The sequence below is a fragment of the [Flexibacter] sp. ATCC 35208 genome (assembly GCF_001975825.1).
Taxonomy (GTDB): Bacteria; Bacteroidota; Bacteroidia; order Chitinophagales; family Chitinophagaceae; genus Chitinophaga.
Genome location: NZ_MTKN01000014.1, coordinates 129,271 through 144,911, shown reverse-complemented (window position 1 = coordinate 144,911; position 15,641 = coordinate 129,271). Strand labels below are relative to the sequence as shown.

Here is a 15,641-nt window from a genome sequence, read left to right as displayed (position 1 = left end):
CCATGAACTGCTGCTGGATCCAGGCCATTCTCAAAAACTATTAAATTCTACCTCCAATAACTGAAGCAAAAATCAAATCATTTTCCAGAATGATTTGATTTTTGCAAAAAACAGATTGATTCCTTTAAACACCACCCGCCAATCCGCTGTTAACTTTGCTGTAAACATTACAAACAATGGCAAACAAAATAGCACTCATCACCGGCGGCAGCCGCGGCATAGGCCGCGACTCAGCTTTAAAACTGGCTGATAAAGGACTGGATATCATCATCACTTACAATACCCGCATCGAAGATGCACAATCTGTAGTCGCAGCAATCGAAGCAAAAGGTCAAAAAGCCGCTACTCTTCAACTGAACACCGGCATGATCAGCACCTTCGAAGACTTCGCCACACAGGTAAAAAACACCTTAAGTACCCACTTCGGTACAGACCACTTTGATTACCTGATCAACAATGCTGGACAGGGTGGATACGGCGCCATCACCGAAGTCACCGAAGCCTTCTTCGACGACCTGCTGAATGTACACTTCAAAGGCGTGTATTTCCTAACACAAAAACTCCTCACTCTCCTGAATGACGGCGGTGGCATCGTAAATATCTCATCTGGTCTGACACGTGTATCATTCCCTGGATCTTCTGTTTATGCATCTTTTAAAAGTGCAGTCGAAACCTTCACCCGCTACCTCGCAAAAGAACTCGGCAGCAGAAGCATCAGGGCAAATGTAGTCGCACCAGGTGCTACTATGACCGATTTTGGCGGTGCACACCTCCGAAACAGTTCAGATACACAAAAAACAGTCGCTGGGGTTACTGCCTTAGGCAGAGTAGGAACAGCAGAAGATATTGGTGGTGCAATAGCTTTCCTGTGTACAGAGGATGCACGTTGGGTGAATGGACAAAGAATAGAGGCTTCCGGTGGGATGCTTGTATAATAAAAAATGCCTGCCGCACTGTGTACGGCAGGCATTTAACTAATTACTACCTTTATCATATGCTTACCACTACCTCTCTCGAAGAATTTTACAAACGTAACGCCGCCACCTTTCCTGCCGGCATTACAAAGGATACAGGACATTTCAATGTCTTCGACCCTCAAAAACTCTTTGACAAAGCCACCGGTAACCGCATCATGCCCTACAGCCGCAGAGCTTACTATAAGATCAGCTGGCTCAATGGCAAAAGCCGTGCAGAATATGCTGACAAAGTGATCGAAGTTGAACAAAATGCCCTCCTCTTCGCCACCCCAAAAATTCCTTATCACTGGATCCCCGCTGATAGCAACCAGCATGGCCTCTTCTGCATCTTTACAGCTGATTTTCTCATGCCCCGCAAATCAGGTGTCGTATTGGAAGAATTACCACTATTCCAACCCGGTCATGTGCCACTATTTCATTTAAGTGAAGAAGAAGCACAGGAAGTAGCTTATATCTTCAGAAAAATGCAGAAAGAACTGGATGCTGATTACAAATTCAAATTCGACTTACTCCGTAACCTCGTTATGGAGCTCATCCATTATGGTCAAAAGTTACAACCACTTACTGCACTCAATCCCGCACAAAACGCCTCTCAACGTATTTCCATGTTGTTCTTAGAACTACTGGAAAGACAGTTCCCATTGGAATCTCCTGAGCAAAGACTAAGTCTGCGTACTCCAAAAGAATACGCAGACCGGTTGGCGGTACATGTAAACCACCTGAATAAAGTATTGAAAGAATCCACAGGTCGTACTACTTCAGAACTCATCAGCAAACGCCTGGTAGAAGAAGCTAAGGTCCTGCTCAAACAAACTAGCTGGAGTGTTGCTGATATTGCATATGTGTTAGGTTTTGATGAGGTATCACACTTCTCTAATTATTTCAAAAAACAAACAGCTGCTGCGCCGCTTACTTTCAGAACATAGTTTCCTCTCATGACCTCATTTGTGCGAATGCTCGTCCTTATAAAGGAATTTCCTCTTCATGTAATAATGGGGACCAGGTTTTACGGCGCCAAATTATATAAATAATTTTAACAACCTATGCCCCCATTATGCAATCATTAAATTTTATATCTCAGTCCTCCGTAAAACATTCTTCCAATCACCGGTCCCCACACCATACTCGCATCAAAACCAGCACTAAACGGCTGTCCCGCATTGATCACCGGATCCTTCTGGTAAAAATTAGTCAGGTTCTCTGCCCCAACATAAATATCCAGTTTCTTCGCAAATGTCTTACTCACCTGTGCATTCATCGTCACATAACGCTGTGAATACGCCTCCGGACTCACCGCCGTCATTGGTATACGCTTTGGTCCATTGTAATTCACTGTATAATCAAACTTCCAGGTCTTCACCCCATAGGCCAGATTTGCAAATACACGATGCTTAGCCGTCAGCGGCCGCTGTTTTAAGGTACCACTATAAGTCGTCTTTACATCAAAATAACGGTAAGCTACCCGCACATCCAGCTTTGGCAACGGCTCTGCTGTAATCTCCGCCTGCATACTATTTGAATAAGACTTCCCATTCAAATTATAAAACTTCACCGCTGTAGGGTTTTCTACATCTACTACCACCTGATTATTAAAATCATTCCTGAAATAATCCACACTCACCATCGCATCACGACCAAATAATGTCAGTTTCTGATCTATACTCATCCCTTTATTCCACGCTACTTCAGGATTCAATCCATACGCTTTTCCATCTGTCGCCCCTAAGATCTGTAACGTTCTCGCACTCGCCATCACACTCATATTCTCCGCCAGTATATTCGCTGTTCGCTGACCTCTACCCGCACTTACACGTACTGTTGTACCCGGAATAGGCTCATACCTGACATGGATGCGGGGTGTCAGGAAAAAACCAAACAGGCTGTTATTATCTCCACGCAAACCAGCTACCACACTGAATTTCTCCACCGGTGCAAATGTGTATTCAAAAAATGCACCCGGTACCACCTCTGTTCTTTTATACTTCAGCGCATTGTATGACTCGTTGTAATCATCATTCAAAAAGCTAAACCCTGTTCTGAATTTATGGGTCGTACTACCAATAATTGATTGATAGATCAGGTTCGCATACACACTCTTCTGATCACCATCATACTTCGTCAATCCAAAGAAGGAATTCTGCGTATGACTAATTCCGGCTAACTGCAAACCAACGCTTTTATAAGGCTTCGCCGGAAAGGTATACCCGATCTTTGCAAACGCTTCATATCTGTCAGTATTGATCCCCAATCCATACAAAGAAGAACCGGATTTATAATCGATCTGTCCTCCCTTCTTTTCATCCTTCAACACCTTCACACCAAAGATGGTCATGAACCCTTTGCCATTATCATACTTCCACCTGTTCACAGCACTGAACAGATTGCCCGTCGGCACATCTCTAAAACCATCCCTGGTGAAATCTACTTTCTTATTCGTCAGAAAGTCGTCATGCAATAACAACCCTACTGACCATTTTGAATTGATCTTCTGCGCCAGATTCACATTCACATCCGTCTTGCCAAAATCATTCACATACACATTGGCATATAATTGTTCACTGCTCTCTGGTTTCTTTAATTCCACATTGATTTGTCCGGCTATGCTTTCATAACCATTGGCTACAGAACCAATCCCTTTGGTCAGCTGGATAGATTCTACCCAAGGCCCCGCAATTGAATTCAGTCCCAGGGGCGTAGCCAATCCTCTTGGACCAGGCAGGTTTTCCACTGTCAACTGTGTATAATTCCCACTCAGCCCTAATAGCTGTATCTGCTTGGAGCCCGTGATCGCATCATTGTAAGATACATCTACTGAAGGATTGGTTTCAAAACTCTCACTCAGATTACAACAAGCTGCTTTCAACAATTCTTTACTCGTTACTATTTCTGTTCTTGCTGTAGCCAGCGAAGATATTTGCGTAGTCTTCACCCTTGAACTCACCGTAAATTCTTTCAACTGCTGCTCATTCACCCTGTAATGACAACATTCTGGCAGTGCATTGTAAGCCTTCGCACTGGCCTTCCTGCTATCTACATCGTGACCTACTTTCAGTATACGCTCTTCAATCGTATTCAAATTAGTCTGAGAAGGATCATATTCCAGCTGCAGGGTTTTAGTCGCTACATCCCAATGCGCCATATTCACCCCATTGCCCTTTGCGGCAGTTTCAATTCTATGCTGACATTGGTCACAAACGCCGGATACATTTATGGATGTGTGTTTTTGTGCGGATAGGATATTAACATAGCATAATAGGAAACCTATTAGCATAATAAGCTTATACATATAAATCTAAATTAAAAAGGAAAAAAATTGCAGTTGGCTATTTAAACAAACACGGGGGTATCAAACTCTATAATTACAGTTCAGAATATAGCTGGGGATAATATTATATAGTGGTGGCCCATTACCATAATTAAACTGGTAAGGCAGATCTATAACAGGTGGAACACTCCATGAATTGAGCTGTACATTCAATAGCGTAAAGAAGAAAGTAGCAGGCACATTCACATGTGTAGCAGAGAAATGACTATCCTCTACCTTCAGGGTCTTAAATGTCGTTTCACAACAACCCTTATGTTGTTGATCCATCTCACAATGATGCCCATCGGCACTGGCCAGTCCGACAGACACTTCCGCCAGTTTACCACAACAATAAAACTGCTTTACACCCAGACCTACCAGTGTCAGGGAGTAAAGCAGTAATAAACATATTGCAGTTACCCTTTTCATGTACCAGCAAAGGTACAACTCAGGATGTATATAATTTCAGATAAGATGTATATTATTTCAGCAAGAGGTTGCGCCTGATCTTACCCGAATTCAGACATCCCAGTTTCTGACCGTCATATAACTCATATACATCGCAATGAAACTTGCGTCTCAATTGCCGAAGTACAGGTTTTAATTGCTTCCAGGTAGCATCATTCGCCTGTTTCAATGGCACACAGATACCCAATGCATCGCCCCCGTTTATACCCAGCCCAGGCATAGGAACTAATTCAAAAGGCAAACCCGGTGCATAAAATGCCTGCTGTATTTTCACGAAATCCAGCGGCCCTGTGTTTTCAGCCATGATATTAAAACTCATAATATGATATCTACACTTAGTAATTTAGGATGATTGTACAATTGAGAAATCCTGTCTTTCAACAAGTTAATTGTCGATAGAGAGATCTCCTGCCCCCTGGCGTCGATTTTTACCCTGTGCTTTGCCGATCGGGGCAATTGCACATCATAAAACCGTAATCTTCCCACTACAAACCGGATCGTTCTGTCTACATCCACCTCCGTTTTGAGGGTATGGTTGTAGATGTACAGACACTCATTTGTAATGATGTTCGTGGCCTCGGGGGTGACCTCACCCCATTCTAAGTTATACATAATCAAAACGTTAACTGCTGAATAATGGTCGGATCCTGGATCTCTTTGTCCCTTGCGAGCAACAATACCTTGGACATCACTTCGGCCGACTTCGGATCGTCGTCTGCAAATGGCAGGAACAACCTCCCTCTTTGCTGAGAATGCACCGGCAGAATAGACAGGTACCTTCCCGGCATCATGTGCACAATAGCACTGCCCAGGTGTACGCTGTATTCGCCGTATTGCCCCTTAATTTTGGCGTGATTACCGATTACCTGCACATTGTCCAGTTTAAACAATCGTGTCGTCTCTGCCAGCAATACTGCCCTCATTTCGATAGTGGAGTGACTCGCCTCCGGATCTACACCACCTACATGCGCCACACTCACTACCAGGTCTATATCACGCATGACCTCACTGAAAATGCGGGGATCGATGTCTTTGAATGCTATGTTCTTATAAGTCTTCAGATCATGGAAGATTACCTGCTCCAACACCGGCGATTCTACTTCCGCAGGAGAGAACCAGTTCGCCTGTGCATACATCTTCACCACAAAGCCTTCTTTATGAAATGCCTTTTGCAAACCTGCTTCATGATCTACTTTCCAGCCTCTTGACTTCAGCAATGCCACCGTCTTCGCTGGCTGTACCTGGTGTCCGGCATAACGGCGGGAGATGGATTTCTCTTCCAGCTCTTCTGCCAATGGGGTATATAGCTCACGGAAGATCTGTTTGAAAGGTTGTTGTAAGCGCTGTTCAAAACAATAATGCTGATAATCGCCCCAGCTACCACTGGCATAGAGATCTGTACAGTGCGCTATGCGAACCAATGCATCCGGCTTTATTGCAAACTGCTCACCTTTTGCTGATACCAACCTATTATCTCTCCAGAAACCATGGCCTTTATCCGTCACAAACACCAGCTTTTCCAAATGCTTTGCTATCACTGGATGACTAAACAAATTAGCCAGCTCTGGCGCTTCAAAACCATCGCCTCTTACCATGGCTTCTTCCAGTGATTTGCGGGAACGACGGAATTGCTCTTTCAGTGTTTTCTTAAACTCCTGTAGTTCCAGTACTTTCTTATCCTTCTTGTATTTCGCCGGTACAGCAGCCAGTTTTTTATCCCCCCTAAAAGCGACAACATCTGCTTCACCATCCTCTTCAATGATCAGACCTATCAATACATCATCATATTGCACCTGTGTTTCTTTAGAAAGAATATTCTGCACCTGTTTGGTTTCCATGGCCCAGCTTAAGCGCATCGGATCAGCATATCCGGCATTCCTTGCCAGGTTCTCCATAGCAATACGGATCGCAATGCCTTCGCTGGTTTGCTTTTGCGCACCAAACTGTTTGCTTTCCTTTTTGAATTGCTGGATGTATTCATATCTGCCAAGTATATCCTTTTGTGCATTCGCCTTGCTCAACGGAATCAATCCATACATACGCAGGTAATCCTGGTCCCTTTTTTCTTTCACCTTTTGTGTCACCTCTTTGATCTTCAGATCTCCGGTGATCACATCGGCATACAAACGCGCCCTGCGATGACCATTCCCATCACTGATGTATTTTGCTGCATTATATACTTTCTGCCAACGGTCTTTACCTATTTCCTTGTACGCTTGCTGGAACCAATCTTTATCCACCGCACCATCTTTGAAGTCCTGCAGTTCGATAGAGGTATACAATGCAACAGCACTTTCAAAATCCGCATTCTTAGCTGAATAGGCATCAGACTTAGTATGCACATGCAACCACCAGATAGCGGTATCCAATCCTTTCCAGTTCAGACAACCACTTACCAGCTGTTGCCATTGTGGCGCATATACCGCTGCTTCTATCAATCGTTCTTCTTTTACACTGATAGCTTTCATTGCCTCATTAAATTTCTCCTGCGTATCGGTGGCAGATGGATAACATTTTTTAAGTAGCGAACTGAATAGCTGTTGTTTATTTTTATGATCAGCAGAATAAATGTATCCTTTATGCAGGGAGTCTTTGCCCAAGCCAGCCAGTATCTGGGCAAAACGATGTATACCTTCCAGTCTTTCTATTTCAGTAACAAAAGCAGATACAGGCGTAGCAGAATCACCACGTTTCAATTCAATATCCAGCAGGTGTTCTCTCACACGGTTATACATAGCTTGCAGGAAAGGATAGTCAGCGAAATAATCACGCTGTCCCCTATACCTGCGCTTTGTGGATAATTCACGGATATGATTACGGGACAAGATTCCTCTGTACATTTCGCTTTCAGAAATTACATCTTTGCTAAATGCGCTACAGAATAGATCCAATGGCGGCATAGCGACCATGATATTCTCCTTCAGTCCACTAAACTGCCGCCAGTGATAGAGTTGCCAGACAGCAGGCAGCAGGTGATCCGGGATCTCAGACACATTGATCTTTAATAAGAACCAGTTCAGATTCTGATCTGCCTGCCAGCCATAATTATAATTTCCTGAAGTAAGTCGCTCATCAGGAATACCTGCAAACAATCGGGTAGTGGCCCCAATCAGGAATTCTGTTTTTTCCTTAAATGGGAAAATCAATCGCAGCGCACCGATGATACCTGTAACCAGGTGCAGCTTACCAGTGCGCACTTCCTTCGTAACATCATCCGGCAGGAAGAGATCCATTTTAGGAATAAATGAGGCTGCCAACGAATCTACATTCAGGTATGCATAATTGTATTGGTTAGCTGCAACACCATCCAGTATATACAGATCTCTTGGCTGTAACCCGGATTGTTCAAACCATTGTTTCCATATTTCAGGCAATGGATAGCTGGCGTATTGTTCTTCCGGTGTCTGTCCTTCAGGCGCTCTGTAATGCTTGCTACGAAAGGCATTCCCCAGCAGCAGTTTATAATTCGCTTCGTCATACGTCTCCACGTCGTACTCATGATCCTGATTTGCAAGGAACAGGTCAATCAGTTTTTTGATTTCACCCTGAATGTATGCTGTGGGTTTAGATACGCCATATGGTCCTTCAGCAAGGCATTTACCATAGTAATCGTTCTCATCCACCACAGGTCTCACAACTGCCTGTATCAATGCGGGATCATACAAACCATATCCATTCTCCTCATTATAAACGATGGTCGCATTTTCAGTGGTGAGCTGATTGAGTAAGATTTCCTCCTTCGGAGAAATATTCTTCCTTTCTTTAAATGCATCCAGCAAAGGTTTGATCTCAGCTGTCAAACGACCCTGCTGTTTACACTGACTGGCAATGTCCAGACCAGCAAGACGCTGTTCAACATCACCTTGCAGCAATGCAGTCACCCCATTCAGCAACAAAGCATCCGTTTGATTCAACAGGATCCCGATCGCCCGGCTTCTCATACCGCTGCTCTTTCGTTTCAGCATATCAATCAATACGGCATTCTCCTCTTCATCCAATTGTAATGTATCCAGTACATTGAAAGCAGTCTTTTGCAGGAAGTCGCCTTTCTCTTTAATGATGCGCATGGCAAAGTTGCGCTGAAACTGTGTAATAGCCTTTACTGGCTTAGTAGTATCAAAATGGTACACGGCATATCCAGGCAGCATTACCCTGGCGAGTTTCTCTTTTACATCCAGGGCCATTTCATCAAAGTAGGAGAGTACAATATCCAGTCGTTCCTGGTATTCTAATACCAGTGTGAGCATAGCAGAGAGAACATTACTCCTGCTATAAGTGAGATTCAGCCAGGAAAATGCAATACCGTTGAAGTTCTTTTCCTTTACTTCAGAGCGTTGCAGGATCCGGTGCAGTTTATCAAACAATCCCGGGTAGTACGTATCATAGTGGGGAGGATTGTAGTACAAACGTTTGTTCAACATATCCACAGCGATTGCATTGACTGCCAGACTTTCATCTTCAATGCCCGCCATGATCACGGGTAGATCCAGTTGAAAGTGACCTGCTTCGTGTGCAAACTTCACAGCTACCACCCGCTTCTCTTCCGACTTCGCCTGCATCAACTCCTGCAAATAAGGCAATGTCTGTTCTACATCATACACACCCTGTGCCCAGAGGGCCATATATACGTCTGCATTATTCTTGCATTTAACACCTTCCGGAATCTGGGAAGTTTCAAACATATAGGTACATGCTTTGCTGAGAAAAGCATTGATCGCCGATTCCTTTTCCGCTTCCCAGCTCACCCCAGCCCATACATCAATCGCCCTGATCACAGCAGCAAACCGGTTGAGCTTATTATCAGCAATGACTTTGATCATATGTCTGAAAGCCCCGATTGTACTGGTATCAATCGATTCAACGATGCTTTGTCGCAGACCTTCCTGTCGCTGTGCAGCAATCAATAATTTCTCTACCAGCCCCCAGCAATCTTCCCGTTCACTCATCAACAATGCTTTGATGATATTGTGGGAGACCTTTCCGGTTTCTTCTTTATTGAAAATAATATTTTCTAATACCTGGAAAATTTCTTCATTCCCATCATCCAGTGCTGCCGCCCATATATAATACAGGTATCCCATAGATCGCTGATGGTCCCAGATAATCTGTTCCTGCAAAGTCGTATTGTAAACAATGAAGGAATAAGAATGACCGTATTCCTTTTGATGTACCTGGAAGATGGTATTCACCAGGAAATCCAGCTGATTGGGCAGGTACAATTCTCTCTTGCCCGGAGAGCGGAAAGAGCGGCGATAATAGCCTTTCTGATAGGTGAGTCGTGGGAATTTCTTCCATGCAATACGCACATACACCGCTTTCTCATCGCCAAAGATATAACGGAGCAGGTTATACATTTCAGGATCATCCCACTCATTATCAGGCAGCAATTTCACCATGCCCTCATAACGTGGGCTTCCGTATTGGATCTCAGTAGTAAAATCATTGTATCTGACAGTGTAGCCCTCTAATTGTCCCAATAGTAGCAGTGCTACTTCGGCATTACGTTTCGTAAGTAGTTCGTGTGTGGCTTCGCCCTTGTACACAGACTGTAAAGTGGTAGTGAGGTTTTTCTCAAAATCTGGAAGTATCCTCGTGTCGAGGAATTCTTTTGCATTCATTGTAAAATGATTTTTGGGTCCGGCTACCAAATACTACCGGAAAGAAATGTTAATCGAATAAAGGTGATAACTGTATCAGGGTTAAGGTCAAAATGATCACTTAATTGTTTCAGTTCTTCCTCGTTGGCAAATATGGCATACATACCATCTTCAAACGCCAGTAGTGCTGTTTCCTGCGCTTTGGTCAGATCTGCTTTTTCTTCATTGTAAATGCTTCCAAAACCGATCTTGCCATTGGCAGCTTGTCCCTCCATTTGTTCACTGGTCAGGTATGGCAATGCATTAGTTCCTGGTTTTTTAGTATTGTATGCATGTACCTGTTGTTTGACCACGGCAGTGATCAGCTCCTTCACAGTAGGTTTGGGTCCAATGTCATCCAGCTCTATTTTTTGTTTTTCAAGAATGGCATGTTTACGTCCCGCTTGTTTAATGTTGACAATTACGAACATCAGGGTTAAAAATTTAAACAATCCGGTGGCAATATATATAAATTATCTGACGAATGATCTCCATTTTTGACAGAGTGCGCCCATTAACTGCTAAAATGACTGTATATTCCCCTTTGGCATAAAAGATGATATTTATCAGTAATAAAAGTAGATAACATGGCTAATCAAACTGCAATACTTGCTGGTGGTTGTTTTTGGGGTGTAGAAGAGCTCATCCGTGAATTACCGGGTGTGATCAATACGCATGTGGGTTATACGGGTGGTGATGTGCCAAACGCGACATATCGGAATCATGGCTCCCATGCAGAGGGCATCAAAATAGAATTCAATCCTGAGGTGATTTCTTATCGCCAGTTGCTGGAATTCTTTTTCCAGATTCATAATCCGACTACCCGGAATCGTCAGGGGAATGATATCGGTATGTCTTACCGGTCTGCTATCTTTTACCTGGATGCAGCACAGCAGGAAACGGCTGAAGCGCTGATAAAAGAACTGGATGCGGCAAAGATCTATCCTAATCCGATCGTAACAGAGGTAGTACCTGCGGGAGATTTCTGGGATGCAGAAGAGGAGCACCAGGATTATTTACAGAAACATCCGAATGGATACACCTGTCATTATATCCGTCCAGAATGGGCATTGACGAAATAAGATTAAAGTTATATATACCAGGGCCTGCTGATGATTATCAGCAGGCTTTTTTATTTTATATTACCTTTCCGCCCGAATAGTGAATAAACCAAAGGCGGCTCGGTGAGCGGCCTTTGGTTTGATGAGGAAGTTTTAAACGCACTTGATGGGAGACTTCGAGTCTTTTTCTATCCTCTGACTCCTTTCAAAATATTTCATACGCACTGCAACTGCTTCGTCAAAGGTCAGTCCGAAATTACCTGCAATACTACCCTCGTGATATCTACCCTCTCTCTTAGCTTCTTCGACCATTTCTTCAAAACTTTGAATAAATTCAGCCATATTAAAAACCATTTAAATTGTTAGTGAATATATTGAATGTAGTGAACGAATTATCTAAATACTTTACTTGCCTGGTTGGATAATCCATATAAAGAAACCTATCCTGAAACAGACCGGCTATAAATGAATGTGTGTATGATAACGCATCCAGATCAGTTGCATCAAAGACAAACAGTCCTATTCCCTTTCTTTGTTTTATCAATTCTTTGGTCGATAACTCTCCAACCCAAATAAAGCTCGGCATAACCTTCTTTAACAAAGCATCCTTTGATGGTTTTGGAATAGAGGGGTCCCTTGCCAGATGATCTCTAAATGAATCACTGGATGTTAAAAACATCCGGATAAATAATGATGAATGCAGTGCGATATTCACCTCAGGCGTGCAAAGTATCGTCTTAAATTTGCTTTTGGCTTCTTTTGCTTTAAGGTGCATATCCGGATGAAAAGGAACGATAAAGTGTGTTATTTCACTATTTTTCCATCGTTCCTCCCAATACTCAGCAGTTGGAGCATCTAAATACGCCAGTTGATATGCAGGCCTGTTATCATCCATAAATACAAACCTTCTGGTAATATCATCATTATCAAAGATCTGGATTCCCTTATGTGCAAGTATTGCTACACTTGCAGGATCAACTTCATTCACTACTGGTAATGCATCTATCATGGCATTCGTTGTTTTTTCATGCCCAATAGCTACGATCGCATGTGCACCAAATGCGCCTTGTAATGCAATAATAATAGGCAACCCACTCGCTACATAAGTTGAAAGCATATTTTTGAATTCTTCATGCCTGAATTGTTCCCTCCAAAATATTTTACTCCCCGGTCCGAATTTCTTCAATGCATATGAAATATGCTCTACATTTAATCCCTCCGATGGCAGCTCCCTTTCCGGCGAATAATCCTTCACAACATTCACAAGTACTGCAGGCAACAAAGGAGTATACTCATTATGAACAGCTCCCAAATGCTCCATCACCGTCCACAAAGCAGTCTCCGCACAAGTATTAATATCCGCATCCTGAGATGCATGCGAAAATCCCCTCGCCACCAACTTCACCCCATTTACAGACACCGGATACTCCGCTTCCAAAGCCACAAAATCACAAACCTTCAATGCCTCCTTCGCCACCACCGATCGGCCCAATATCCCCGGCAAGATCGGCCTCACTACCATAAACCCCATATATTGCTCCGTTATCCTCTTCACCCCCTCACTACTCCTAAAATCCCCAGCTACAATCTCCCCCTCAAATAGCGATACCCGAATACAATCCCTTCCATGCTCACTCTTCTTCGAAGAAAAATGAGCATAATAACTACTCCTATACACCTTATCCACATAAGGCCACTCAATAAAAAACCATATCGACTTATTCAGCCGATCAATATGTCCTTTCAAATGAGTATCAAATAAATCTTCTGCAATCTCCAATGACACTTGAAATACCTTCTGAAGCAGTGGAATTAATATACTTCGTATTTCAGGATTGGAACAAATAACAATGGTATTGTCCATAAATTTGGGCACTAAAAAGTGAAACAATGGTTAATCTGGTTGCGTCTTTCTTATACGCAAGGTAAGGACAATACTAACGGATAAACAAATATTTTTTTCTTCTACTCAATCCTAAAAAACTAATTGGATAAAAATAATTCTCCCAGTAAAATTTTAAACAATCAACTTATAACCCGCCCCTCTAATACTCATCAACTGCACCCCCGGCTCCCCCTTCAGCATCTTCCTCAAATGACTCATAAACACATCCATACTCCTCGCATTATAATACGTATCATCCCCCCATATCTTCAACAAAGGCACCTGCCTTGGCACCAACGTATTCTTATGCTGCAACAACAACTCCAACAACGCCGCCTCCTTATAAGACAACGTATACCTCGACACAGATGTCTCCAACTCCTGCGTTACCGGATCCAACTTACAACTACCAAACACATACACAGACTCAACCTGCTGCCGCCCTCCGAATCTACTCAACAATGACTCCATCCGGATCAACAACTCCCCCATATTAAACGGCTTCCGCAAATAATCATTTCCCCCACTCTTAAACCCCTTAATTACATCTTCCGGCAATGACTTCGCACTCAAAAATATAATCGGCACTCCCGCATCCAACTTCCTGATATCCTCCGCCAATGTATACCCATCCTTCACCGGCATCATCACATCCAACACACATATATCCGGCGGCGCACTCCTGAATAATTCCAACGCCTGGCTCCCATCCGTCGCCAACACCACCTCATACCCACTCTGCCCCAAACCATCACTAATGATTTGCGCCAACGTCAGCTCATCTTCTGCATACAATACTTTATACTTCATTATAAACAGGTAATTCTATGATAAATTCACTCCCCTTCCCCAACTCACTCACCACACGTATCTTCCCTCCATGCCTCTCTACTATCTGCTTTACATAATTCAAACCCAACCCGGATCCTTTCACATTATGCACATCCACGTTATCCTGCACCCTAAAAAACCGCTCAAATATCCTTGCATGATAAATCTTAGATATCCCCGGCCCATTATCCTTCACACTGATTACAATGTGCTCCTCTGTACACGTACAACTCACATCCACCCGCACATCCTTCCCCCCATACTTCAGCGCATTATCTATCAGATTATAAAACACATTCGTCAAATGCACCGGATCCCCATCCAAAAAACAAGGCTCCTCAGAAGGATGATAATGTATACCTGCTGACTTATTCTGCAACTGCATCGATGTCACCACCTGCTCCAACCCCTGCTGCACATCATACAACTCCGACCGTAAACGCGTCTCCCCACTATCCACCTCATCTAAATTCAGCACCTTTTCTATCATCATATTGAGCCGGTGCAACTCCGTCTTACTAATATTGATATATTGCAACAACTTCTCCGGATCCGCCGTCAACTGATACCTCGTAATTGCATCCAACGCAGCCTCCATCACTGCCACCGGCGTTTTCAACTCATGCGTCATATTGCTCGTAAATGCAATCCTCGCCTGCGCATATATATGCTGATGCTTCAACAATCTAAACACAAAATAAAACGCAGCCCCCGTCAATAACAACATCAAAAACGAAGACAGTAAATAATACCGCATCTGGTAAAACACAATCCCCCTCAATGAAGGCACCACCAACTGAAAGTTGTTATACAACCGGATATTATAACTACACGGCTCACTATGATAATCCGCCTTCCGAATCTCCGCAGCCGTATGATGATTTAAAATCGCCCCAGTCTCCCAATCATACTTTACCACAAAGTACTTCACCCTAAGATGATTCTTCAACAACTCCTGATCCACCAAACTATCCAACCGGTTATACTCTACCGAATCTAAAGCCAACTGCTCTTCCTCCGTTTCTCCATGTTCAAAAATGCGCTGTACCTTATGCTTCTTCCGCTCATAATTCTTATTCGGTATCCTGATACTGATATCTACTATTGAACTATCCCCCGTCAAATCCGAATCAAACCGGCTCATCACCTTATGCCCCCTCATCCTGCTATACGCCTCCTTAAACTGCAACCACTCCGGTGACTGAAAAAAGCTCAGAAAGTTGTCATTCCCCTCATTCCCCGGCAATAAGCTCAGGAAATTACTACTCCTCACCACATTATTCACCACCTGATCCAGCTCACGCTTCACCTGTACCTCCTGCGACCGGTACAACTGACTCAACCACGCCACCTGCAAAATGACACTGACGATCATCGCCACTATCACCAAAGGATATGCATATTTTTTAGAAAACCATTTCATGCTACAAAGATGGGGACTTTACCATCCCGAAAATACGATTTAACCTTATTTAACCT

At 43.4% G+C, this 15,641-nt stretch carries 13 protein-coding genes; 3 read left to right on the top strand and 10 right to left on the bottom strand.

What is annotated here, in order from left to right:
* Window positions 1–176: 176 nt before the first annotated feature.
* Together BW716_RS11325 and BW716_RS11320 are read left to right on the top strand one after the other, a co-directional pair.
* Window positions 177–935 carry an SDR family NAD(P)-dependent oxidoreductase gene (locus BW716_RS11325; RefSeq protein WP_083722665.1) on the top strand — a complete coding sequence of 253 codons (759 nt, stop codon included), beginning with the start codon at window positions 177–179 and terminating at the stop codon, window positions 933–935.
* Between the two features lie 59 nt (window positions 936–994).
* Window positions 995–1,903 (top strand): AraC family transcriptional regulator, encoded by a 909-nt coding sequence (locus BW716_RS11320; protein WP_083722664.1) that lies wholly within the window; start codon window positions 995–997, stop codon window positions 1,901–1,903.
* A gap of 137 nt (window positions 1,904–2,040) precedes the next feature.
* On the opposite strand, the gene BW716_RS11315 is transcribed toward BW716_RS11320, so the two are convergent.
* From BW716_RS11315 to BW716_RS11290, 6 genes are read right to left on the bottom strand one after another with little or no spacing between them, the layout of a single operon-like run.
* Window positions 2,041–4,263, bottom strand: a complete 2,223-nt coding sequence (locus tag BW716_RS11315) for a TonB-dependent receptor (protein ID WP_083722663.1) — start codon at window positions 4,261–4,263, stop codon at window positions 2,041–2,043.
* A gap of 60 nt (window positions 4,264–4,323) precedes the next feature.
* On the bottom strand, window positions 4,324–4,710 hold the full coding sequence (locus tag BW716_RS11310) for a hypothetical protein (protein WP_083722662.1): 387 nt from the start codon (window positions 4,708–4,710) through the stop codon (window positions 4,324–4,326).
* Window positions 4,711–4,762: 52 nt separating this feature from the next.
* A complete protein-coding gene (locus tag BW716_RS11305) occupies window positions 4,763–5,068 on the bottom strand; it encodes a hypothetical protein (RefSeq protein WP_083722661.1) in 306 nt (101 codons plus the stop codon).
* Window positions 5,065–5,361, bottom strand: coding sequence for a hypothetical protein (locus BW716_RS11300; protein WP_083722660.1), 297 nt, complete (start codon window positions 5,359–5,361; stop codon window positions 5,065–5,067). The genes BW716_RS11305 and BW716_RS11300 overlap by 4 nt, the downstream gene beginning before the upstream one ends.
* A 2-nt stretch (window positions 5,362–5,363) precedes the next feature.
* Window positions 5,364–10,367, bottom strand: coding sequence for a DUF4132 domain-containing protein (locus BW716_RS11295; protein ID WP_083722659.1), 5,004 nt, complete (start codon window positions 10,365–10,367; stop codon window positions 5,364–5,366).
* A 23-nt stretch (window positions 10,368–10,390) separates the two neighbouring features.
* A complete protein-coding gene (locus BW716_RS11290) occupies window positions 10,391–10,816 on the bottom strand; it encodes a hypothetical protein (protein WP_083722658.1) in 426 nt (141 codons plus the stop codon).
* Between the two features lie 156 nt (window positions 10,817–10,972).
* Between BW716_RS11290 and msrA the strand changes: the two genes are divergently transcribed.
* A complete protein-coding gene (gene msrA / locus BW716_RS11285; protein ID WP_083722657.1) occupies window positions 10,973–11,467 on the top strand; it encodes a peptide-methionine (S)-S-oxide reductase MsrA in 495 nt (164 codons plus the stop codon).
* 132 nt (window positions 11,468–11,599) lie between these two features.
* On the opposite strand, the gene BW716_RS11280 is transcribed toward msrA, so the two are convergent.
* The 4 genes from BW716_RS11280 to BW716_RS11265 form a co-directional block, all read right to left on the bottom strand.
* Window positions 11,600–11,788 carry a hypothetical protein gene (locus BW716_RS11280; RefSeq protein ID WP_143708826.1) on the bottom strand — a complete coding sequence of 63 codons (189 nt, stop codon included), beginning with the start codon at window positions 11,786–11,788 and terminating at the stop codon, window positions 11,600–11,602.
* Window position 11,789: 1 nt separating this feature from the next.
* Window positions 11,790–13,310 carry a hypothetical protein gene (locus BW716_RS11275; RefSeq protein ID WP_083722655.1) on the bottom strand — a complete coding sequence of 507 codons (1,521 nt, stop codon included), beginning with the start codon at window positions 13,308–13,310 and terminating at the stop codon, window positions 11,790–11,792.
* A 153-nt stretch (window positions 13,311–13,463) separates the two neighbouring features.
* Window positions 13,464–14,141: a response regulator transcription factor gene (locus BW716_RS11270; RefSeq protein ID WP_083722654.1), complete on the bottom strand. Its 678-nt coding sequence runs from the start codon at window positions 14,139–14,141 to the stop codon at window positions 13,464–13,466.
* A complete protein-coding gene (locus BW716_RS11265; RefSeq protein WP_083722653.1) occupies window positions 14,131–15,585 on the bottom strand; it encodes a sensor histidine kinase KdpD in 1,455 nt (484 codons plus the stop codon). Before BW716_RS11265 ends, BW716_RS11270 begins: the two co-directional genes overlap by 11 nt.
* Window positions 15,586–15,641: the final 56 nt, after the last annotated feature.

Bases quoted from the DNA above. Each gene is read 5' to 3' on its own strand.
- BW716_RS11290 (WP_083722658.1), bottom strand. From the start codon at position 10,816: ATGTTCGTAATTGTCAACATTAAACAAGCGGGACGTAAACATGCCATT.
- BW716_RS11270 (WP_083722654.1), bottom strand. From the start codon at position 14,141: ATGAAGTATAAAGTATTGTATGCAGAAGATGAGCTGACGTTGGCGCAA.
- BW716_RS11280 (WP_143708826.1), bottom strand. From the start codon at position 11,788: ATGGCTGAATTTATTCAAAGTTTTGAAGAAATGGTCGAAGAAGCTAAG.
- BW716_RS11300 (WP_083722660.1), bottom strand. From the start codon at position 5,361: ATGTATAACTTAGAATGGGGTGAGGTCACCCCCGAGGCCACGAACATC.
- BW716_RS11275 (WP_083722655.1), bottom strand. From the start codon at position 13,310: ATGGACAATACCATTGTTATTTGTTCCAATCCTGAAATACGAAGTATA.
- BW716_RS11310 (WP_083722662.1), bottom strand. From the start codon at position 4,710: ATGAAAAGGGTAACTGCAATATGTTTATTACTGCTTTACTCCCTGACA.
- BW716_RS11325 (WP_083722665.1), top strand. From the start codon at position 177: ATGGCAAACAAAATAGCACTCATCACCGGCGGCAGCCGCGGCATAGGC.
- BW716_RS11305 (WP_083722661.1), bottom strand. From the start codon at position 5,068: ATGAGTTTTAATATCATGGCTGAAAACACAGGGCCGCTGGATTTCGTG.
- BW716_RS11320 (WP_083722664.1), top strand. From the start codon at position 995: ATGCTTACCACTACCTCTCTCGAAGAATTTTACAAACGTAACGCCGCC.
- BW716_RS11265 (WP_083722653.1), bottom strand. From the start codon at position 15,585: ATGAAATGGTTTTCTAAAAAATATGCATATCCTTTGGTGATAGTGGCG.
- BW716_RS11315 (WP_083722663.1), bottom strand. From the start codon at position 4,263: ATGTATAAGCTTATTATGCTAATAGGTTTCCTATTATGCTATGTTAAT.
- msrA (WP_083722657.1), top strand. From the start codon at position 10,973: ATGGCTAATCAAACTGCAATACTTGCTGGTGGTTGTTTTTGGGGTGTA.
- BW716_RS11295 (WP_083722659.1), bottom strand. From the start codon at position 10,367: ATGAATGCAAAAGAATTCCTCGACACGAGGATACTTCCAGATTTTGAG.